Annotated in this window: 16 protein-coding genes and 1 pseudogene; 10 read left to right on the forward strand and 7 right to left on the reverse strand. The window is 59.7% G+C overall.

From position 1 onward, the window contains the following. The first annotated feature begins 99 nt into the window (after positions 1 to 99). Positions 100 to 936, forward strand: a complete 837-nt coding sequence (locus tag G113_RS10265; protein ID WP_005900557.1) for a mechanosensitive ion channel domain-containing protein — start codon at positions 100 to 102, stop codon at positions 934 to 936. Positions 937 to 1,004: 68 nt separating this feature from the next. On the opposite strand, the pseudogene pyrE reads toward G113_RS10265, so the two are convergent. Both pyrE and rph read right to left on the reverse strand, forming a co-directional pair. After that, positions 1,005 to 1,657 (reverse strand): annotated as a pseudogene (gene pyrE, locus G113_RS10270) (orotate phosphoribosyltransferase). An 87-nt stretch (positions 1,658 to 1,744) separates the two neighbouring features. Next, positions 1,745 to 2,461, reverse strand: a complete 717-nt coding sequence (rph, locus tag G113_RS10275) for a ribonuclease PH (protein WP_005900560.1) — start codon at positions 2,459 to 2,461, stop codon at positions 1,745 to 1,747. A gap of 277 nt (positions 2,462 to 2,738) precedes the next feature. Between rph and G113_RS10280 the strand changes: the two genes are divergently transcribed. Both G113_RS10280 and G113_RS10285 read left to right on the forward strand, forming a co-directional pair. After that, positions 2,739 to 3,602, forward strand: coding sequence for a YicC/YloC family endoribonuclease (locus tag G113_RS10280; RefSeq protein ID WP_005900562.1), 864 nt, complete (start codon positions 2,739 to 2,741; stop codon positions 3,600 to 3,602). Between the two features lie 383 nt (positions 3,603 to 3,985). Continuing rightward, positions 3,986 to 5,998: an LTA synthase family protein gene (locus G113_RS10285; RefSeq protein WP_005900564.1), complete on the forward strand. Its 2,013-nt coding sequence runs from the start codon at positions 3,986 to 3,988 to the stop codon at positions 5,996 to 5,998. 85 nt (positions 5,999 to 6,083) lie between these two features. Here the strand turns inward: G113_RS10285 and G113_RS10290 are convergent, their stop codons facing one another. Both G113_RS10290 and rfaD read right to left on the reverse strand, forming a co-directional pair. After that, a complete protein-coding gene (locus tag G113_RS10290; protein ID WP_152436010.1) occupies positions 6,084 to 7,175 on the reverse strand; it encodes a glycosyltransferase family 4 protein in 1,092 nt (363 codons plus the stop codon). A 176-nt stretch (positions 7,176 to 7,351) separates the two neighbouring features. Next, positions 7,352 to 8,308: an ADP-glyceromanno-heptose 6-epimerase gene (gene rfaD, locus G113_RS10295; RefSeq protein WP_005900567.1), complete on the reverse strand. Its 957-nt coding sequence runs from the start codon at positions 8,306 to 8,308 to the stop codon at positions 7,352 to 7,354. A gap of 148 nt (positions 8,309 to 8,456) precedes the next feature. Here rfaD and G113_RS10300 point away from each other — a divergent pair, with 148 nt between their 5' ends. The 5 genes from G113_RS10300 (at position 8,457) to G113_RS10320 (ending at position 14,778) form a co-directional block, all read left to right on the forward strand. Continuing rightward, positions 8,457 to 9,107, forward strand: a complete 651-nt coding sequence (locus G113_RS10300) for a TetR/AcrR family transcriptional regulator (protein WP_005900572.1) — start codon at positions 8,457 to 8,459, stop codon at positions 9,105 to 9,107. Positions 9,108 to 9,469: 362 nt separating this feature from the next. Beyond that, complete coding sequence (locus tag G113_RS10305; protein ID WP_005900574.1) at positions 9,470 to 10,663, forward strand: glycine C-acetyltransferase; 1,194 nt, start codon at positions 9,470 to 9,472, stop codon at positions 10,661 to 10,663. Between the two features lie 78 nt (positions 10,664 to 10,741). After that, on the forward strand, positions 10,742 to 11,767 hold the full coding sequence (tdh, locus tag G113_RS10310) for an L-threonine 3-dehydrogenase (protein WP_005900576.1): 1,026 nt from the start codon (positions 10,742 to 10,744) through the stop codon (positions 11,765 to 11,767). 190 nt (positions 11,768 to 11,957) lie between these two features. Then, on the forward strand, positions 11,958 to 12,407 hold the full coding sequence (locus G113_RS10315) for a c-type cytochrome (RefSeq protein ID WP_005900578.1): 450 nt from the start codon (positions 11,958 to 11,960) through the stop codon (positions 12,405 to 12,407). An 85-nt stretch (positions 12,408 to 12,492) separates the two neighbouring features. Beyond that, a complete protein-coding gene (locus G113_RS10320; RefSeq protein WP_005900580.1) occupies positions 12,493 to 14,778 on the forward strand; it encodes a putative bifunctional diguanylate cyclase/phosphodiesterase in 2,286 nt (761 codons plus the stop codon). 57 nt (positions 14,779 to 14,835) lie between these two features. Here the strand turns inward: G113_RS10320 and rep are convergent, their stop codons facing one another. Then, positions 14,836 to 16,848 carry a DNA helicase Rep gene (rep, locus tag G113_RS10325; protein WP_005900582.1) on the reverse strand — a complete coding sequence of 671 codons (2,013 nt, stop codon included), beginning with the start codon at positions 16,846 to 16,848 and terminating at the stop codon, positions 14,836 to 14,838. Between the two features lie 144 nt (positions 16,849 to 16,992). Here rep and G113_RS10330 point away from each other — a divergent pair, with 144 nt between their 5' ends. Both G113_RS10330 and G113_RS10335 read left to right on the forward strand, forming a co-directional pair. Beyond that, positions 16,993 to 18,213, forward strand: coding sequence for an aminotransferase class V-fold PLP-dependent enzyme (locus G113_RS10330; RefSeq protein ID WP_005900584.1), 1,221 nt, complete (start codon positions 16,993 to 16,995; stop codon positions 18,211 to 18,213). Between the two features lie 14 nt (positions 18,214 to 18,227). After that, positions 18,228 to 18,665, forward strand: a complete 438-nt coding sequence (locus G113_RS10335) for a SufE family protein (protein ID WP_040319112.1) — start codon at positions 18,228 to 18,230, stop codon at positions 18,663 to 18,665. A gap of 51 nt (positions 18,666 to 18,716) precedes the next feature. Here G113_RS10335 and tcdA read toward each other — a convergent pair whose 3' ends face one another. Then, the gene (gene tcdA, locus G113_RS10340; RefSeq protein ID WP_040319113.1) at positions 18,717 to 19,535 is read right to left on the reverse strand and encodes a tRNA cyclic N6-threonylcarbamoyladenosine(37) synthase TcdA; all 819 of its coding nucleotides are present in this window, start codon (positions 19,533 to 19,535) and stop codon (positions 18,717 to 18,719) included. 104 nt (positions 19,536 to 19,639) lie between these two features. Then, positions 19,640 to 21,088, reverse strand: a complete 1,449-nt coding sequence (gene modF / locus G113_RS10345) for a molybdate ABC transporter ATP-binding protein ModF (RefSeq protein ID WP_005900591.1) — start codon at positions 21,086 to 21,088, stop codon at positions 19,640 to 19,642. Between the last annotated feature and the right edge of the window lie 234 nt (positions 21,089 to 21,322).

The following is a 21,322-nucleotide window of genomic DNA, read 5'->3' on the forward strand; positions in this document are numbered from 1 at the left end:
ATGGCAAAAATTAACATCTCACGAACCACAACGACCCAAACTGTCGCAATGCGCTGTTATAGTCCGTGGTTTTGATTAATTCGCCCAACAGGAAGTGTTATGGAACCCGAAATGCTCACCAGTGCTCAGACTTGGCTCGTCAACAATCAGGGACTGCTGCTCGAGTATGGTGTCAATATCACCGCAGCACTGATCACCCTGCTGCTCGGTTATATTGCCACCAACCTCATCAGTGGCGGTGTCGAGAAGGTCATGAAGGCCCGCAACCTCGACGCCACTATCACCCACTTCGTCGGCAGCGTACTCAAGTACGGCCTTCTGGTATTCGTGGTGCTCGCCGCCTTGGGTCGTGTCGGGGTCCAGACCACCTCCTTCATCGCCATCATTGGTGCCGCCGGTCTGGCCATAGGCCTGGCGCTGCAAGGCTCACTCTCCAACTTCGCCGCCGGTTTCCTGCTGATTATCTTCCGCCCCATCAAGTCCGGGGAATTCATCGAAGTGGCAGGGACTTCTGGTGTGGTGCAATCGGTACAGCTGTTCACCACCACGCTCACTTCTGCTGACAACAAGATGGTAGTGGTGCCCAATTCCGCCATCCTCAACGGCAACATCATCAACTACTCGCGCATGGACACCCGTCGGGTCGACATGACCTTCGGCATCGGCTACGGCTCTGACTTGCGCAAAGCCAAGTTGGTACTGGAGCGTCTGGTCAACGAAGAGCCACGCATCCTGAAAGAGCCAGCGGTCACTATTGCCGTTGCCGCTCTGCTCGACTCCTCGGTCAGCATAGTAGTGCGCCCCTGGGTCAAGACCGGCGACTACTGGGGTGTCTGGTTTGACTTCCACGAGCGGGTGAAGCTCGCCTTCGACGCCGAGGGCATCGAGATCCCCTTCCCGCAGATGGCATTGCACATGCACAAGCCGCAAGCCTGATTGGCTGGCAACAAAAAAGCCGCTCATTGAGCGGCTTTTTTGTTGGGCAATACTGCGCCGCTGTCGACTCAGATGCCGTACTGAGCGCGGTAGGCGCGCATCGCAATCAACTGTTCGGCCAGTTCCGGCTGCTCGGCCTGCTTCTCTTCCAGATAGGCGATGAGATCGCTCATCTGGATGATGGCGATGATGTGGGCGCCGTAGTCACGCTCCACTTCCTGGATGGCGGAGAGCTCCCCCTTGCCCTTCTCCTGACGGTCCAGGGCGATCAGCACACCAGCCAGGGATGCACCGTTCGCCTGGATGAGATCCATGGATTCGCGGATGGCGGTACCGGCGGTGATGACGTCATCCACCAGCATGATGCGGCCCTTGAGCGGGCTGCCCACCAGATTGCCGCCCTCGCCGTGATCCTTGGCCTCCTTGCGGTTGAAGCACCAGGGCACATCCACATCATGCTGCTCGACCAGCTGCACCGCGGTGGCGGAAGCAATCGGGATCCCCTTGTAGGCCGGACCAAACAATACATCGAACCCGATGCCGGCATCCATCAGGGCGCCGCATAGAAGCGGCCGAGGCGGGCCAGATCGCGGCCGCTGTTGAACAGACCGGCGTTGAAGAAATAGGGGCTCTTGCGACCGGATTTCAGGGTGAACTCACCGAATTTGAGGACCTGTTTCTCCAGGGCGAACTCGATAAATTGACGCTGGTAGGCTTTCATTCTGGCTCCTTGCGGGTGTCGTCTTTGCACATTGTGGGGATAAAAATCGGGCACATAAAAAACGCGGCCAATGCCGCGTTTTCAAAATCAGGATAGCGACTGCTTCTGCAGCGCGATGATGTCGTCGATGCCGCCCTTGGCGAGGGCCAGCATGGTCAGCAGCTCCTCGTGGGTGAAGGGTTCACCCTCGGCGGTGCCCTGCACCTCTATGATGCGACCATCCTCGGTCATCACCACGTTCATGTCGGTCTCGGCGGCGGAGTCTTCGAGATACTCCAGATCGCAGATGGCTTCCCCTTTGAAGATGCCGACGGAAACAGCCGCGATCATGTGCTTGAGCGGGCTCTTCTTGATCATGCCCTGGGCCACCATCCAGTTCAGCGCGTCCACCAGCGCCACGCAGGCACCGGTGATGGCGGCGGTACGGGTGCCACCGTCAGCCTGCAGCACGTCGCAATCGACGGTGATGGAGTGCTCACCCAGTGCAGTCAGGTCCACGGCAGCGCGCAGGGAGCGGGCGATCAGGCGGGAGATTTCCAGGGTGCGGCCACTCTGCTTGCCGGCGGCGGCTTCACGGTTCATGCGCGAATGGGTAGAACGCGGCAGCATGCCGTATTCAGCGGTAACCCAGCCCTGGCCCTTGCCTTTCAGGAAGCGAGGCACGCTGGTATCGACGCTGGCGGTGCAGAGCACGCGAGTGCTGCCGAACTCCACCAGCACCGAGCCTTCTGCGTGTTTGGTGAAGTTGCGGGTGATGGTAACCGGACGCACTTGTGCGGCACTGCGATCGCTGGGACGTGACATGGAACTGACCTCTGGGCTGGCTCAAATTGGCGAAGGAGTATAAGCGATTGCGCCCCAAATATCAGCCGCTAAGAAACCGTCATGCTTGGTCGCGAACCATCATCTCAACGGTGAGGAGCCGCATCGAAACCGGCGTCCATCACCTACAAGAGCCGGGGCCGTGGCGGACCTGGGCCCCGCCACCGCCGGAACAGGTTCTAAGAGCCATCGCTGTGGCTGACGGAACAAGCCTGGCTGAGTATACTGGCCGCACACTTCATCAAGCCCGGAACAATCAATGATTCACAGCATGACCGCCTACGCCCGCAAGGAATTCAAGGGCGACTGGGGCACAGCCGTTTGGGAAATTCGTTCGGTCAACCAGCGCTATCTGGAAACCTACATCCGTCTGCCGGAGCAGCTGCGCAGCCTGGAGCCGGTCCTGCGTGAGCGTTTCCGTGCCAAGCTGCAGCGCGGCAAGGTGGAGTGCAACCTGCGTTTCGAGGCCGCTCAGGCTGCCGCCAGCCAGCTGCATATCAATGAAGATCTGGCCAAGCTCATCATCGAAAGTGCCAACTGGGTAATGAAAGAGGCCGGTCAAGGCCAGCTCAACCCGGTCGACGTACTGCGCTGGCCCGGTGTCATGGCCGCCGCCGAGCAGGATATGGACGCGGTCGCCACCGAGCTGCTCGGTGGTTTCGATCAGACCATGGAAGATTTTCTTGCCTCCCGCGCCAGCGAAGGAAGCAACCTCAAGGCGCTGATCCAGCAGCGCCTGGATGGCATCCAGGTGGAAGTGAAGAAGGTTCGGGTGCATCTGCCGCAGATCATCGAGTGGCAGCGCCAGAAGCTCACCGATCGCCTGACCGAAGCCAAGGTGGAGCTGGATCCGGCCCGCATCGAGCAGGAAATTGTGCTGCTCGCCCAGAAAATCGACGTGGCCGAAGAGCTGGATCGCCTGGAGATGCATATCAGCGAAACCATCAAGATCATGAAGAAAGGGGGCGCCTGTGGCCGTCGTCTCGACTTCATGATGCAGGAGTTCAACCGCGAGTCGAACACGCTCGGCTCCAAGTCCATCAACGCCGAGGTGACCCAGTCCGCCGTCGAGCTGAAAGTCCTCATCGAGCAGATGCGCGAGCAGATCCAAAACATCGAGTGATGTTTCACCGTGTGTTAACTGCCGTTAGTCCGCAAATCTAGCCCTTGATCTTCAAGGGCTTTTTATTTTCTTCAATCCAGTCGTTTTAGAATGCACGGGGGAATGAACCGACAAGCATGCAGGTACTCAGGCTGGCGCAACACTGGTACACCCGACAGGGCGGCCAGGCTCAACCTTTCCAGGGTTGAATCCGGCCAGCCGCTACGCTGATGCAAGAAACCATTCACGGCGCGCCGCGAGTTCCTTATCATAGGAGGCTGATGCCGCCCGCTTCGATGAGAAGGGGCTGTTATTCCAACCGGGCAGCTGCGCTCGGGGGTCGGCATCAAGGCATTCTATCGGCCCCCTGGGGCCGGTTTTATTAGTAGTGAATGGACATTCTTATGTATCAAACTCGACTGCGCACCCTGCTGCTTACCCTGGGCTACCAGCTGATCTGGCTGGTGCTGATCCTGATGACAGCCCGTTATCTGATGTTGAGCCACTTCGTCGAATCCGGGCAATTGCAGAGCCGGGCCGACGATGTGCAGCGCATGTGGTTGACCGGGCTGCGCTATGACCTGCGCATCGCCGGCATGGCGCTCTCCCCTTTCGCCCTGGCAGGGCTGCTATTGGCGGCTGGCGAGCGTAGTTGGCAAGGAGTGCAGACCTGGGCCCCGCGCCTGCTGGGCGTGATTGCCTTCCTGATCGGTGCCGTCGCCATCGGCAACTATTACTATTACCAGACCTACCATACCCACATAGACGTGTTCGCCTTCGGCCTGATGGAGGATGACACCCAGGCCGTGCTCGGCAATATGTGGCAGGACTACCCCATCATTCAAAGTACCCTTGTCGCTCTGCTGCTGGGCTGGCTCTCAGCCCGCTGGGCCGGGCGCACCCTGGCTCATCGGGATCGCAAGCCCTGGCCGCTGGCCGCTTTCATCGTCTATCTGCTGGTAGCCCTGACCCTGCTGTTTGTCATCAGCCGTGGCAGCATAGGTACCTTCCCTCTGCGTCGTGGCAATGCCCAGGTCTCGGATCTGCTCTCACTCAACAAGCTGACTCCGAACGGTTTCATGGCCATTGACTGGGCCATCAAGGACAGGGAAGAGGATATCGCCTTCAACCCGGTCAGCCATGCCGAGGGAGAGACGCTGCTCGCAGAGGTTGGCCTGGATTCCCTGATGGCGCGCACACCGCACAACCCCTGGCTCGCCGAGCACAAACCCAATGTGGTGATGGCATTGATGGAGAGCTTTGGCAGCAACATGCTTGCCTTCGATGAGCCGGGCAAGAATGACCTGCTCGGCAGCCTTCGCCCGCACTTCAAAGAAGACTTCGTATTCAAGCGCTTCCTGTCGGAAGACAATGGAACTGCCCCCTCTCTGGCAGCCCTCTTCTTTCACAGCCCGGCGCAAAACATCAGCCATAGCTCTGCTCAGCACCAGACCCTGAGCGGCACCCCCTTCGCCCTTTACAAGCAAGCAGGCTACAAGCTGATCTTCATCTCCCCCGGCAACATGATGTGGCGCAATCTGGTTAACTATCTGCCGGTACAGGGGGTCGATGAGGTCTATGACCAGAACGCCCTGATGAAGCGTTATCCTCAGGCAGCCAAGGAGATCACCGCCTGGGGGGTGCCCGATGACTACGCCTACCGTCTGGCGCAAACCCTGTTGGAGGAGGCGAACCAGCCGCTCTTCATCAGCATTCTCACTATCACCAATCACCCGCCTTATGAGACGCCGGCCCGCTATCAGCCACAACCCATCGCCACCACGGCGGCGGTCATGGCCCATGCCGAGGATGGCACCATAGAACAGACCAATATCCTCAAGACCTATCAGTTCGCCGCCGATGCCCTGGGCCGCTTCGTCACTGCCGTCAAGGGATCGCCCCTGGGGGAGAAGACGCTGATCGCCGCCAGTGGCGATCATCAGATGCGGCGCCTCAGAGCCTTCTATCCTCGCGAACAGGTACTGGACCGGGCCGTGCCCTTCTACCTCTATGTGCCCAAGCCGATACTGGCCCACAGTCCGTGGCGCTTCGATCCGTTGCGCGTCGGCTCCCACAAGGACATCTTCCCGACGCTTTACAACTTTAGTCTGTCGGATACCCCCTACCAGACCCTGGCCGGGCGCAACATGCTGGCGCCGGTCGACGATCCCAGCCGGGCCTTTGGCTACAACGTCACGCTCTGGCTCGATGACAAGGGAGCCTATCCCATGAGCGGCAAACCCACGTTCTACCCCTGGCAGGATGAGCAGCATCTGACGGTCTCCGAACAGGGGGAGCCGGTCGACAAAGCCCAGCAGCAGCGTCAACAGGCTCTGCCTGAGCTGCTGCGCTGGCAGCTCAACAGCCGGGTAAAAGGCTTTCTGGATCCAGAGCCGGATGGGCAAAACAGCCAGTAATTGACCCATAGCAAAAAGGCTTCCCGAGGGAAGCCTTTTTCATGGGCGGCGACGGCCGCCGCCACTAATCATGACAGGTCCATTCTTATGCCAGGTAGCGGCGAGTCAGCTCATCCAGATGATGGCTCATGCTGAACTCCCGCTCGGCCCGCTCCCGGGCCGCCAATCCCAGTTGCTGGCGCAGTTCGTCATCCCCCAGCAGTCGCTCTATCTGAGCGGCCAGCGCAGCCGGATCCGTTGGCGACGCCAGCAGACCCGCCTCTCCCAGCACCTCGGGCACGGCCCCCGTGCTGGCACCGACAATCGCCTTGCCCGCCGCCATCGCCTCTATCACCGTCAGACCAAACGCCTCGTTATGGGAGGGGATAGCCACCAGATCCATGGCCCGCAGCATGCGCGGGGTATCGCGGCGAAACCCGGTAAACAGCACCCGCTCGCTCATGCCAGCCTCGGCGGCCCGCTGACGCAGCGCCGCGACCACTGTCTCATCCGACCCTTCGCTCGCCGAGGTGCCACCCACGATCAGCAGCCACAGTTGCGGATGGCGGGTTGCGAGCAACAAGAAGGCCTCCAGCAGATCGCGCTGGCCCTTGCCCCGGCCGATCCGGCCCAGTACCCCGAGTAGCAATGCATCTTGCGCCACCCCCAGCTCGGCGCGGATCCCGGCGGCGGGCTCGTCGCACGCCGCCAGATCGGTACCAAGCCAGAGCCGCTCTATGCGCGAAGCGGGGAGCGGCAGCGCCTTGAGGTTGCGACGACGAGTCTCGTCACTGATGGAGAGCACCAGATCCACCTTGCCGTAAATCCAGCGATGAAGCAGATCCCGCTTAGGACGTGTAGCCCCCATGTGCTCGGTGAACAGCAGCCGCAGCGGCAACAGGCTCTTGAGCAGGGTCCCCAGCAACAAATCTCCGGACTTGTGGCAATGCACCAGCCGGATATCTCGCGCCTTGATCCAGCGCCGCAGGCTGAGCAACTGGAACAAGGCCTGACCACGGGAATCGACCTCGAACACCTCGAAGCCACGAGCCTTCATACCCTCGGCCACCTTGCTGCCACGCAGCGCCACGCCATAGAGCAGCCAGCCACGCTCCATCATGCCGCTGCCGACCCGTAGCGGATACATCTCCAGACCTCCCCACCCTTTGGAGAGGCAAATATGCAGTAACTGTGTCATGTCACTCCTCATATCGTCACTCAGGCTCGACCCAAACAGACAGGGCGCCAAATAAGGCGCCCTGTGATGGCATTGGCTCGGCCCACCTAGCTCAACGGCTTAGCGGCTTGACCAGCTCATCTAGTCAGCCACCGGCTTGAACTCATCAGCGGCGCGCAACCTGAGCTCAGGTCCGCTTAGCGGTTCAGCCAAGCCATGTAATCGGCCACCCCTTCGGCCACCGTCTTGAACTCGCCGTCGTAGCCGGCGGCGCGCAACCGGGTCAGATCAGCCTGGGTGAAGCTCTGGTAGCGGCCCCGGAGGTGATCCGGGAAGGGGATGTACTCTATGCTGCCCTGCTCATGGTGCTTGATCACCGCCTCGGCCACACTCTGGAACGGCTCTGCCCGGCCGGTACCACAGTTGAAGATGCCGGACTGCTGCGGGTTCTGCCAGAACCAGAGGTTCACCTTGCAGACATCATCCACATAGATGAAGTCACGCATCTGGCCGCCATCGGGGAAACCGTCGCAACCTTCGAACAGCTTGGGATTCTCCCCCTTCTTCACCTGGGTGTTGAGGTGGAAGGCAACCGAGGCCATGGCATCCTTGTGCTGCTCGCGGGGGCCATAGACGTTGAAGTACTTCAGGCCGACGACCTGGGAGTTGATCTCCGGCAGCCAGCGGCGCACGTACTGGTCGAACAGCTGCTTGGAGTAGCCGTAGACGTTGAGAGGCTGCTCGAATCTGGGATCTTCGATGAAGTTGTCGTTGCGGCCACCGTAGGTCGCTGCGGACGAAGCATAGATGAAGGGAGTCTCACGCTCGATGCAGTAGTGGAACAGGTCCTTGGAGTACTCGTAGTTGACCTCCATGATGAACTTGCCGTTCCACTCGGTGGTCGCGGAGCAGGCGCCTTCATGGAAGATCACCTCGATACCGCCATCCCACTCCTCAAACTCGTCACCGGAGACAATACGCGCCTGGAACTCGTCCTTGTCCATGTAATCGGCAATGGTCAGGTCGACCAGGTTGACGAACTTGGTGCCATCGGTCAGATCGTCGATGACTACCACATCGGTCCGCCCCATGGCATTGAGTTGCTTGACCAGATTGCTACCGATAAAGCCTGCACCGCCAGTTACTACGATCATGGAGTTTGCCTCGCCTGCGTTGATGCCCACGTGTGACGGCCGATTAAAGCTGTGTATAGTGAGCCAATTTGAAATTGCCGAAAAGTTTATCACGGGCCGCCAGGGGATACGACCTCGACGCAAAGCGGGCCCGGCAGAGGGACCAGCGATGAAAACCAGAGACAGGATCATTCACAGCGCCACCGAACTGTTCAACGATCAGGGCGAGCGCAACATCACCACCAACCATATCGCCGCCCACCTCGGCATCAGCCCGGGCAACCTCTATTACCACTTTCGCAATAAAGAAGACATCATCCACTCCATCTTCGACCAGTATGCCCGCCACCTGAGCGAGAGCTTTACCCCGGCGCGCAGCAAGGAGATCAAGCTCGATGAGCTGATGGGCTATCTGGATGCCATCTTCTATCTGATGTGGCAGTTCCGTTTCTTCTACGCCAACCTGCCGGACATCCTCAGCCGCGACGAACTGCTGCAACAGAAGTACCTCAAGGCCCAGGAGCAGTTGCGCTCCGCCGTGGAGGCCCTGCTCAAGAGCCTGCGCGAGGGCGGCATCATAGCGGTCAGCGACCAGGATCTGCCGGATCTGGGCCAGACCATCAAGATGGTGGTGACCTGCTGGATCCCGTTCCAGATTGCCCAGGCCCCCAATACCCGTATCACCAAACCGCTGCTCTATCAGGGGGTACTGCGCGTGCTCTTCCTGCTGCGCCCCTATGTTGAGCCCCAGATCAGCGAACAGATCCAGCAGCTCGAACAGCACTACCGTCAGCTGGCGCAGATAGATGGCCGAGTCTGAGCAGCAAAAGGGAGCTGTTGCCTGGCAAGCAGCGGGCTCCGTCAGCAGACTTTCCTTGAATTGCATTGTCGCCATCTGATTTCGGAATATGCCTGAGCAAGCAGCTTTTGCAGGAACCGGGGGTCAGCACCCTATTTATCTATCACCCGTTTGGGCCGCTGATAAATCTTCGCCTGTCACAACTCAATTGGCCCCTCTTGTCAGTCTCAATGCTGACGCGGAGCCTCCCTGACACAACTCGACGGGTGATCTGTTTCACAGATGTTGAATATCAGCATAAAAATTTGAATTGATGCGGCGAAGTTGCAGTAAAATGTTGCCCAATATTGATACAAGGCTGTAATAGCCAATGAGGATCGAGGATGTCTAACGGATTCTATCGTCACCTGACCGAGCAGCTTGAGCAAGTGCAAGCTGAGGGCCTCTACAAGCAGGAACGCATCATCAGCTCGGCACAGCAGGCGAGCATCGCCGTTGGGCAGCAGCAGGTGTTGAACTTCTGCGCCAACAACTACCTCGGTCTGGCCAATCACCCCGAGCTGATTGCCGCCGCCAAGGCCGGCCTCGACAGCCACGGCTTTGGCATGGCGTCGGTGCGCTTCATTTGCGGCACCCAGGACAGCCACAAGGTGCTGGAGCAGCAGCTGTCAGCCTTCCTCGGCACCGAGGACACCATCCTCTACTCCTCCTGTTTCGATGCCAATGGCGGTCTGTTCGAGACCCTGTTCGGTGCCGAAGATACCATCATCTCCGACGCCCTCAACCACGCCTCCATCATCGACGGCGTGCGGCTGTGCAAAGCCAGGCGCTATCGCTACGCCAACAACGACATGGCCGATCTGGAAGCCCAGCTCAAGCAGGCGCAAGCCGATGGCGCCCGCTTCAAGCTGATCGCCACCGACGGTGTCTTCTCCATGGATGGCGTCATCGCCGACCTCAAGTCCGTGTGCGATCTGGCGGACAAATATGATGCCATGGTCATGGTGGATGACTCCCACGCCGTCGGTTTCATCGGCGAAAACGGTCGTGGCACCCACGAATACTGCGACGTACTGGACAGAGTCGACATCATCACCGGCACCCTGGGCAAGGCCCTCGGCGGCGCCTCCGGTGGCTACACCTCAGGCAAGAAAGAGGTGATCGACTGGTTGCGTCAGCGCTCGCGCCCCTATCTGTTCTCCAACTCCCTAGCGCCCTCCATCGTCTCGGCCACCCTCAAGGTGCTCGAGCTGCTGGAAAGCGGCCATGCCCTGCGCGCCCAGCTCAAAGAGAACAGCGATTACTTCCGCGCTCGCATGAGTGCCGCCGGTTTCACCCTGGCTGGCGCCGATCACGCCATCATCCCGGTGATGCTGGGTGACGCCAAGCTGGCCTCCGAGATGGCGAGCCGCATGCTGGCCGAAGGCATCTATGTGGTGGGCTTCTCCTTCCCCGTGGTGCCCAAGGGCCAGGCGCGCATCCGCACCCAGATGTCTGCCGCCCACACCCGTGAGCAGCTGGACAAGGCCATCGATGCTTTCATTCGTATCGGCCGCGACCTGAACATCATCCAATAATATGAGGGGCCAGCAGGCCCCTTTTTAAAAGACCCATAGCTCCACCTCTGCACCGGGCCCGGCCCGTGAGGAACCGTCATGAAAGCACTCTCCAAACTCAAATCCGAACCCGGCATCTGGATGACGGATGTGCCCGCCCCCGAGCTCGGCCATAACGATCTGCTGATCAAGATCCGCAAGACCGCCATCTGCGGCACTGACATGCATATCTACAACTGGGACGAGTGGGCCCAGAAGACCATTCCCGTGCCCATGGTGGTCGGTCATGAATACGTGGGCGAGGTGGTCGCCATCGGCCAGGAAGTGCGTGGTTTCGCCATCGGCGATCGCGTCTCCGGCGAGGGCCACATCACCTGCGGCCACTGCCGCAACTGCCGCGCCGGTCGCACCCACCTGTGCCGCAATACCGTCGGAGTCGGCGTCAACCGCCCGGGCAGCTTCGCCGAGTACCTGGTCATTCCCGCCTTCAACGCCTTCAAGCTGCCGGACAATATCCCCGATGAGCTGGCCGCCATCTTCGATCCCTTCGGCAATGCCGTGCACACTGCGCTCTCCTTCGACCTGGTGGGTGAAGATGTGCTCATCACCGGGGCCGGCCCCATCGGCATCATGGCTGCCGCCGTCTGCCGCCATGTCGGAGCCCGTCATGTGGTGATCACCGACGTCAATGAGTACCGGCTGGAACTGGCCCGCAAGATGGGGGCAACCCGCGCCGTCAACGTGGCCAAGGAGAAACTCTCCGATGTGATGGCGGATCTCGGCATGACCGAGGGCTTTGACGTCGGACTGGAGATGTCCGGTGTGCCCTCCGCCTTCCAGGACATGCTGGCCAAGATGAATCATGGCGGCAAGATCGCCATGCTCGGCATTCCCCCCTCCACCATGGCGATCGACTGGAATCAGGTCATCTTCAAGGGCTTGTTTATCAAGGGGATCTACGGCAGGGAAATGTTTGAGACCTGGTACAAGATGGCGAGTCTCATCCAGTCAGGTCTGGATCTCAGCCCTATCATCACCCACCACTTCCATATCGATGACTTCCAGCAAGGCTTCGAAGCCATGGGATCAGGCAAATCTGGCAAGGTGATCCTCAACTGGGATTGATGCTCTCGAAGCGACCTTTTATCCAGAAACCCGGCCCAGGCCGGGTTTCTGCTATAACCAGCACAGGGAGCAGGGAGGCAGATCTGGCGCACAGACTGCTTAACACTTCACACACAAGCGTTTAAATGCTTGTAACTATTCGGTTATAATCCCGCCGTTTCTAGGGATAATAAGAGCCTGCTGGGAGTACATGAGCGTGTTGAGAAAACTGAGCTGTTTACTGGTCGCCGGCATTACGGTTGCCAGCCTGTCCGGTGCCGTGTTTGCCGCCGACGACATGTCGCCGGACGCCATCGCCGAGCGGATCAAGCCCGTAGGTGACGTCTATACCGCCAAGGATCTGGAAGGAATAGCCCCGGCGGCCACCACTAGCACTGCCTCTGCTGGTCCCCGTGATGGCGAGACTGTCTACAAAGGCGCCTGCTTCGCCTGTCACGATACCGGCGCCGCCGGTGCGCCCAAGCGTGGTGACAAGGCAGCCTGGGAGCCCCGCGTTGCGCAAGGTTTCGATACCTTGCGCAAGCATGCCCTCGAAGGCTTCACTGGCACTCACGGCGTCATGCCACCGCGCGGTACCTGTGCCAGCTGTAGTGATGAAGAGATTGAGAATGCCATTCACTTCATGACAGATAAAATCTAAGTCATTGAAAGGGCCGCAATTGCGGCCCTTTTATTATCATGGCTTGCGACTACCCTTGTAGAGTAGCGTCACCCGGGAGTCCATGATGTTTGCTAACCCTCTCGATCAGGATGCACATACCTTGCTGGCACTGGTCAGCACCATCCTCGCCTTCCCGTCCCCCGAACAGGCCAGTGAGGCGGATTACCAGCAGCTGTTTGATGACCTTGAACAACTCTGCCCCCTGCACCAGATAGGCCTGCTCGGTCTCAGCGCCCAGGGTCCTGTCTGGCTGTTCGAACGCAATCTGGATCCTATCTTCAAAGGTCAACTCGGTCGGGAAGAACCGGGCTTGAGCGAGCGCCTGATGGCCCTGGATGGTGAGCAGGGCTGGTGTGTGCTGCCAATCCGCGAGGGCCGGGCACGCTGGCTGCTGGTTCAGGGCGACGTTCAGGACCAAGCCAGTCTCAGATTGCTGCTCGAATGCCTGGCCAAGCGACTGGCTGAAGCCAATGCGCACGCCAGGCTGGCCGAACCCGCCTCACCGCTGATCGGCAGGGATCCTGCCTGGCAGCACAAGATAGAGCAGATCAACCGCATCCTGCGTCTGGCCAACAGCCTGCCAACCCCGGCGTTGTTGACCCAGCTGGATGCCGTGCTGCAGCATATTCTGGGGACACATCAACTGCGGCTGGTGCGCCTCGGGCGCAGCGAGATAAGCCATCTCTATCCAAGTCAGGATCCGGGGGATGATGATGTCATCCGCCAACTCTGCCACGAAACCAATCCGACCGAACGGGAGCTGGGCAACCAGTACTGGTACAGCACGCCCCTGCGCCTGCAGCAGCACTATTTCGCACATCTGCTGCTGGCGACCACAGCGCCGCTGGGCACGGATGATCGCCTCTTCCTCGATTTCTTGCGCAACCAGCTCACCCTCTTGCTGGAACTGGGCCAGATCCGGCAGCAGCTGAACGAATTCAACTCCCCGGACCGACTCAATCACCGGCTGCAGCTGCTGCGTCAGGCCAACCTGCGCCTGCAAAAACAGCTACGCCAGCATCAGGAGCTGGAGCGAAAGCTGCAGTTCGACGCCCTGCATGACCCCCTCACCGGCCTGCCTAATCGCAGTCTGTTGATGAACCACCTGCATCACGCCATGAGCCACTATCACCGCCATGGCGGCGTCGGCTTCACGGTGATCTTTCTCGATATCGATCACTTCAAGCAGATCAATGACGAACTCGGCCACAACAACGGGGATCTGCTGCTCAAAGAGCTGGGCCGCCGCCTGCAAAGCTGCCTGCGCCAGAATGATCTGCTGGCGCGGCTCGGCGGCGACGAATTTGTCATCTATCTGGATAACAGCATGGGTGAAGAGGGCGCAAGCCCGGTACTGAACCGCATCATCAGTCGGCTCGACTACCCTTTCAGGCTGGCTGGCAAAGAGGTCGCGGTGACGGTGAGCATGGGGGTGGCCAGCGTGTCCGAACAGAGTCTGGATGTGAGCGAGCTGCTTCATCAGGCGGATCTCGCCATGTACCAGGCCAAACGCAATGGCCGCGCCCGGGTTGTCCACTACTCGGCCGAGTGCATGGCTCAGGCCTGGTCTTCACCGGAAATGCAGCTGAGTAATGCGCTGGCCGAGGGACGCATCATCCCCTATTTCCAGCCGGTGATCCGGCTTGAAGACAACTGCCTGGTGGGCTTGGAGGTGATGGCGCGCTGGATTACCCAGGAAGGTGAGCTCAAGGATGCCTTTGACTTCATCCCGCTGGCGGAACAGTGCGGCCTTATTGAGGCTCTGGATCACAAGATTCTACGCCAGAGCTGCCAGCAACTTCACCACTGGCAACCCCAGGCTGGTCTGCGCAAGTTCAAACTGGCCGTCAACCTATGCGGCCAGCATCTGGCAAGTCCTGCCGCCGTGCAGGCGCTACTCGACATCCTGGAAGAAGAGGGAGCCAGCACCAGCTACTTCATCTTCGAATTCAACGAGCGGGAGTTGTCGCGCCAGCATGCGGATATCATCACTAGCCTGCATGAACTCAGGGCAAAGGGCATACAGATCAGTCTGGACGACTTCGGTTCCGGTTTTTCCTCTCTCAGCGCGCTGTTCCACTATCCGGTGGACTACGTCAAGGTCGACGATGGCCTCACCCACCGCATGCTGCAATCCCCCAAGGACTTGGCTCTGATCCGTGCCATGCGCGACATTTGTCGCGACCTCGATCTCAGCCTGGTGGTGGAAGGCATAGAGAGTCAGGCCCAGTTGCGCCAACTGATCGAACTGGCTTGCCCCTTCGGTCAGGGTCGCTACATATCGCCCCCCCTGCCGGGCAACGACATCACTCCGCTGCTGGGGGCAGACACCAGCCTGGATCCCGATTAACGCGGCTCACACGCAGAAGCCAGTATCCGCTGACTGACCCCGAGCCAGAACAACCGGTTAATCCTTCTTGAACATGGCGCGCAGATTGGCCACCCCGATCTGCCCCTTCTGCTGGCGCTCCTCGGCGGTCACCTTTTTCTGATTTTCCCACTCCAGATCGTCCTGGGGCAGCTCCAGCAGGAAGCGGCTCGGCTCAGGGCGTACCGACTCACCATATTGGCGCCGCTCCTTGCAGAGGGTGAAGGTGAGTTCGGTCTGGGCCCGGGTGATGCCCACGTAGGCGAGGCGGCGCTCCTCCTCCACGTTGTCTTCATCAATGCTGGTCTGGTGCGGCAGCAGGCCCTCCTCCATGCCCACCATGAAGACATAGGGAAACTCCAGCCCCTTGGAGGCGTGCAGCGTCATCAACTGAACCTGATCGGCCTCATCTTCCCCCTCGTTGCGCTCCATCATGTCGCGCAGGGTAAGACGAGTCACTACTTGGGCGAGCGTCATGGCCTCTTCCAGCTCATCCCCCTCCAGCATCTCGGTGATCCAGCGATAGAGGGTGGAGACGTTCTGCATCCGCATCTCGGCAGCCTTGGGGCTGGGTGACGTCTCGTAGAGCCACTCTTCATAGTGGATCTCCTTGATCATGTCCCGTACCGCCTCCACCGGGTTGCCCCGCAGCGCCTGATCGCCAAGCCGCACCAGCCAGTTGGTGAAGGTCTGCAAGGAGGCAAGTCCCCGGCCAGACAGATGCTGCTCCAACCCCAGTTCGAAGCTGGCGGCAAACAGGCTCTTGCCGCGCTGGTTGGCATATTGGCCAAGCTTTTCGAGGGTAGTCGGGCCGATTTCCCGGCGCGGCAAGTTGACCACGCGCAAAAACGCCGTGTCCTCGTCCGGATTCACCAACAGCTTGAGGTAGGCCATGATGTCTTTTATCTCGGTGCGCGAGAAAAAAGAGGTTCCCCCCGAGATGCGATAGGGGATGCGGTTGGTCATCAGCGCCTTCTCGAAGATGCGCGACTGATGGTTGCCCCGGTAGAGGATGGCGTAATCCTTGAAGCTGGTGCGATTCATGAATTTGTGGCCCATCAGCTCCGCGGCGATCCGCTCCGCCTCATGCTCCTCGTTCTTGGCAAACAACACCTTGATCGGCACCCCGTTGTCGAGCTCGGAGAAGAGTGCCTTGTCGAACACATGGGGGTTGTTGGCAATCAATATGTTGGCGCATTTCAGGATGCGCCTCTTGGAGCGGTAGTTCTGCTCCAGCTTGATGAGCTTGAGGCTGGGAAAGTCTTCGTTGAGCAGCACCAGGTTCTGGGGCTTAGCGCCACGCCAGGAGTAGATGGACTGGTCATCGTCCCCCACCACGGTGAAGCGGGCCCGTTCGCCGACGATCTGCTTCACCAGCTCGTACTGGCTGGTGTTGGTATCCTGGTACTCATCGACCAGCAGGTAACGGATCTTGTTCTGCCAGCGGGTGCGCACCTCGTCATTGCTCTTGAGCAGCAGGGTCGGCATCACGATGAGATCATCAAAATCCAGTGCATTGTAGGCCACCATCTGGCGGTGATATCGCTCATAGAGCTGGGCCATCAGCACCTCTTCCGGCCCCTGGGCGATACGCATGGCGCGGGGGGGCAAGATGAGGTCATTCTTCCAGTTGGAGATCTGGCTGATAAGGGCCGACAGCTTGTCTTTATCGTTATCTAGCTCGGCTTCAGTCAGCTCCTTGAGCAGGGCCAACTGGTCGGTGTCGTCGAACAGGGAAAAATTCGCCTTGAGATTCAAAATCTTGTGTTCACGGCGAATAATATCGAGACCCAGTGTATGGAAGGTGGACACCATCAGCCCCCGCGCCTCCTTGCGGCCCAGGGTCTGACCGACCCGCGCCTTCATCTCCCGCGCCGCCTTGTTGGTGAAGGTGACCGCGGCTATGTTGCGTGCGTCATAGCCGCACTGCTGCACCAGATGGGCAATCTTGTTGGTGATGACGCGGGTCTTGCCCGATCCGGCGCCCGCCAGCACCAGGCAAGGGCCGGAGACGTACTTGACCGCTTCGTTCTGATTGGGGTTGAGCTTCATGGGCCGGATCTCTTGGCTTATGATGAGGGGCGGCATTGTATCAGAGATAGCCGTATCAGCCGAAATGGGCACGACACTTCGCCTTGTGTTTGCGCGCCTTTTTCCGGATCATGACCGACTTTTCCAAGAGATGATGAGGGGAGCATGAACCTGCAAGAACACGCCCGGCTGCGCGACCAGTTTCCGGCTCTGGCCCAACAGGTCAATGGCCACCCTCTCGTCTATCTCGACAATGCCGCCACCACCCACAAGCCTCATGCCGTATTGGCCGCGACGGACGGCTTCTATCGTGCCGACAACGCCAACGTGCATCGCGCCGCCCATGCCCTGAGCGGTCGCGCTACCCTCGCCTTCGAGGCCGCCCGCGAGACCCTGGCCCGCTTTATCAATGCCCCTCATCAGCGCGAGATCATCTGGACTCGCGGCGCCACTGAAGCAATCAACCTGGTGGCCCAAAGCTGGGGGATGAGCGAGCTCAAGGCCGGGGACGAAATCATCCTCAGCACCCTAGAGCACCACGCCAATATCGTGCCCTGGCAGCTGATCGCCCAGCGTACCGGCGCCATCATCAAGGTTATCCCCCTGGACGAGCGTGGCGATCTGGATATGGCGGCCTATCGGGCCTTGCTCAATCCACGTACCCGGCTGGTGAGCGTCGCCCATGTATCCAATGCCCTGGGTACCGTCAATCCGGTGGCTGAGCTTGTCGCCGCAGCCAAGACGGTCGGCGCCCTGACCCTGATCGATGGCGCCCAGGCGGTGGCTCACCTGCCGGTTGACGTGCAGGCCATCGACTGCGACTTCTACGTTTTTTCCGGCCACAAGCTCTATGGCCCGACCGGGATAGGTGTGCTCTGGGGTAAAACCGAGCTGCTGACGCGGATGCCGCCCTGGCAGGCCGGAGGCGAGATGATCGACAGGGTCAGCTTCGCAGGCACCAGCTTCAACGCCCTGCCCTTCAAGTTTGAGGCCGGTACCCCTCATATCGCCGGTGCCATCGGCCTGGCGGCCGCCGTCGACTTCCTGCTCGCCCAGGACAGGGGAGCCATAGCGAACGCCGAAGCCGCGCTCATGGCGCGGCTGGTCACGGGCCTGAAGCAGATCCCGGGGCTGCGTCTCATTGGTGAACCGATGCAACGATCCGGCGCCGTCTCCTTCCTGCTCGAGGATATTCACCCCCAGGATGCCGCCACCTTGCTCGATATGCAGGGCATCGCACTGCGGGTCGGCCATCACTGCGCCATGCCACTGATGGAGAGCCTCGGTATCAGTGGCACCATGCGGGCCTCCTTAGCCTGCTACAACAATCAAGATGATGTAGATGCCCTGCTGACGGCGCTGCACAAGTTAAGTGACTTCTTTTAAGGCGGATGACCGGCATGAACACTCTCGAAAGCTATACCGCCATCGGCATTGAGCCAAACGCCGAAACCCTGCGTCAGCAGTTTGCAGCAGCCCATGGCTGGGAGAACCAGTACCGCCTCATCATCCAGCTCGGCAAGCAGCTGCCGGTATTGCCGCCCGAGTGGCAACAGGAAGATCATCGCCTCAAGGGGTGCGAGAGCCAGGCCTGGTTGAGAGGGGAGAGGAGTGAGGATGGTTGCTGGCACTTCGCCTGCGACTCCGATGCTCGCATCGTGCGCGGTCTCATTGTGCTGGTCCTGGCAGCCTTCAATCACCAACCCGCAGAGGCGATCCAGGCTTTTGATATCGAAGCTTATTTCAGCGAGCTGGGGTTGGAGAAACACCTGAGCCCGTCGCGGGGCAACGGGCTCAGAGCCATAGTGCAGGGGATACGAGCCCTGGCCGCCAGCTGAGTCACTGCGCCAATATGATTGATGCAAAAAAGAGCGCCATAAGGCGCTCTTTTATTGCTGCGAGTCAACAACGACCCTGTCGGCCCTGGCACCTCGTTCGGCAATCTTCTTCAGCACCCGGGATGCGGCGACCAGACCGAAAGTGGCGGTAACTGGTGTCACGGCGCCAAAGCCGGAGGCGCAATCCATCTTCATGTTGCCGTCACTGGTCGCCTTGGCGTGACAGGTACCGCCATTGCCGTCCGGGTAACTCAGCTGCTCGGTGGAGAAGACACACTCCACCCCGAACCTGCGTGCCGGATTCTTGCTGAAGTTGTGCAACCGGCGCAGATCGGAGCGCACCTTGGCGGCCAAGGGGTCCTGCACCGTCTTGGCAAGGTCAGCGACCCGGATCTGGGTCGGATCCATCTGGCCGCCAGCGCCACCTGCCACTATCACAGGGATCTTGTTGCGCTTGCAGAAGGCGATGAGCGCCACCTTGGCTTTGACCGAATCGATGGCGTCGACCACATAATCGAACTCGGCCCTGATGTGCTCGGCCAGGTTGTCAGCCGTCACGAAGTCGTCCACTTCGGTCACGGTGCAATCCGGGTTGATGGCACGAATTCGCTCGGCCATCACTTCCGTTTTGAGGCGGCCAACCGTGCCTTGCATGGCATGGATCTGGCGGTTGGTATTGGTGATGCAGATGTCATCCATGTCAATCAGGGTGATCTGGTTGATGCCGGCCCGGGCCAGAGCCTCTGCCGCCCAGGAGCCAACCCCGCCGATCCCCACCACGCACACCCTGGCCTGGCTGAAGGCGCCCAGCGCCTGTTGGCCATAGAGGCGGGCAATACCCCCGAATCGCTGTAAATAATCTGCAGTCATACCGTCACCTTGTTTGAAGGCCGCCATTATACCTGCCTCGTCACTCGGGTGCAGCCTGAACACAGCTGCTGAGAAGCTTGCACCAGCGCACGGCAATCCCCCTCTCATAACACTTCGACAAGATGGTCATTAAGGCCCCGCAATGTGAGCCTGTGACTGATGCAGTCCGGCGCATCCTCCGGATGATGGGAGACAAAGAGCAGCTGGCTGCGCCCCTGACTCACCAGAAGGCTGATCCAGTGACGTACCAGCTGGCGATTGACCGCATCCAGCCCCTGCAGGGGTTCATCCAGGATCAGCAAGGCCGGATGCTTGACCAGGGCGCGCACGATCAACAGCAGACGTTGCTGGCCCCAGGAGAGCTGCTGAAAGGAGCGATCTGCTTGATCCGCCATGCCAAGCAGGGTCAACCAAGCCAGCGCCAGCTTGCGCTGTCTGTCCGTTGGCCGCGCATAGAGCCCTATGCTGTCGTAGAAGCCGGACAACACCAGGGTCAGTGCCGAACAGTTGACCCTGTAGTCCTGATGCAGGCTCGAGCTCACCAGACCTATATGACGTTTTATCTCCCAGATGGTCTCACCACTGCCGCGCCGGCGGCCAAACAGGGTCAGGTCATTTGCATAACCCTGAGGATGATCGCCGCATACCAGGCTGAGCAGGGTGGATTTGCCCGCTCCGTTGGCGCCGCACAGGTGCCAGTGCTCCCCGGGGGCGACTCGCCAATCCAGTCCTTCGAAAACCGTCTTGCCACCGTAGCTGACTCGTCCCTGGTGCAGTAACACCAGAGGCTGTTGTGCAGCCATCGGTTCGGGGGAACGATCAGCTTCAGGCAAAGGCAAATTGGCCAGGCTCTGTTGCCGCGCTGCCGCCAATAATTGAGCCGATGCCAGCACCTCTTTGCGCGCCCCTTGAGCTATCAAGGTTCCCTCCTCAAGCAATCCCATGAAGCCGACCCAGTTCGGCGTCTCTTCGATGCGATTCAAGATAAGGATCAAGGTGATACCGCTCTGCTTGAGCATGAACAAGGCTTCGGCCAATTGCTGGCGAGAGGCCTGATCCAGCCCCTCGAAGGGCTCATCGAGCACCAGCAAGCGGGGCTGCGCCATCAAGGCCTGACAAAGCATGGCCTTGCGTGTCTCACCCGTCGATAAATAATGGAAGGGTCTATCAAGCAGATGGGTGATACCAAATTGCGCCGCCAGTGCCTCACAGCGTTCCCCATCCCTGTGTTCGGTCTGGATCAACTGTCGGGTGAGCCAGCCCTCCTCTTCCTCGGCCAGCAGCCAATCGCTATTGCGCTGTTGCCAGTCGGCCGCCAGCCAGGTCTGCAACCGCTCAAGGGAGATGAGCGCCAAAGGGGCTAAATCATGTTCAAATACCCCCGCGCTGGGGAGCAACTCATCGGCCAGGATCCTGGCAAGAGTCGACTTACCGCTACCATTGCCGCCAATAAAGGCCCAGCACTCTCCCGCTGCAATATCTAGTGCCTTTACGGTAAAAATCCGACCCTTGCCCAGCATAAACTGGGCATCCAGGCTGCCTATCCTTGCCATCACGTCTTATCCCTATGCTTTGAACCTCGAAATAGACTGCAGGCCTGCCGTCAAAAATCCAAGTAAAAGCTGGCGTGGTCCATCATCAAGAGCGTCTAGACATAGCCAGAACAAAGAACATGTGATGACACTCAGGGTAATGATGGCACGGAGGAGACAGGCTAAGGATTGGATTGCCAGCTGGGGACAGGAGCAGATCTGATGCCTTTTGCCGTTGCTCACTGGCGCAAAAAG

Source organism: Aeromonas molluscorum 848 (genome assembly GCF_000388115.1).
Lineage (GTDB): Bacteria > Pseudomonadota > Gammaproteobacteria > Enterobacterales > Aeromonadaceae > Aeromonas > Aeromonas molluscorum.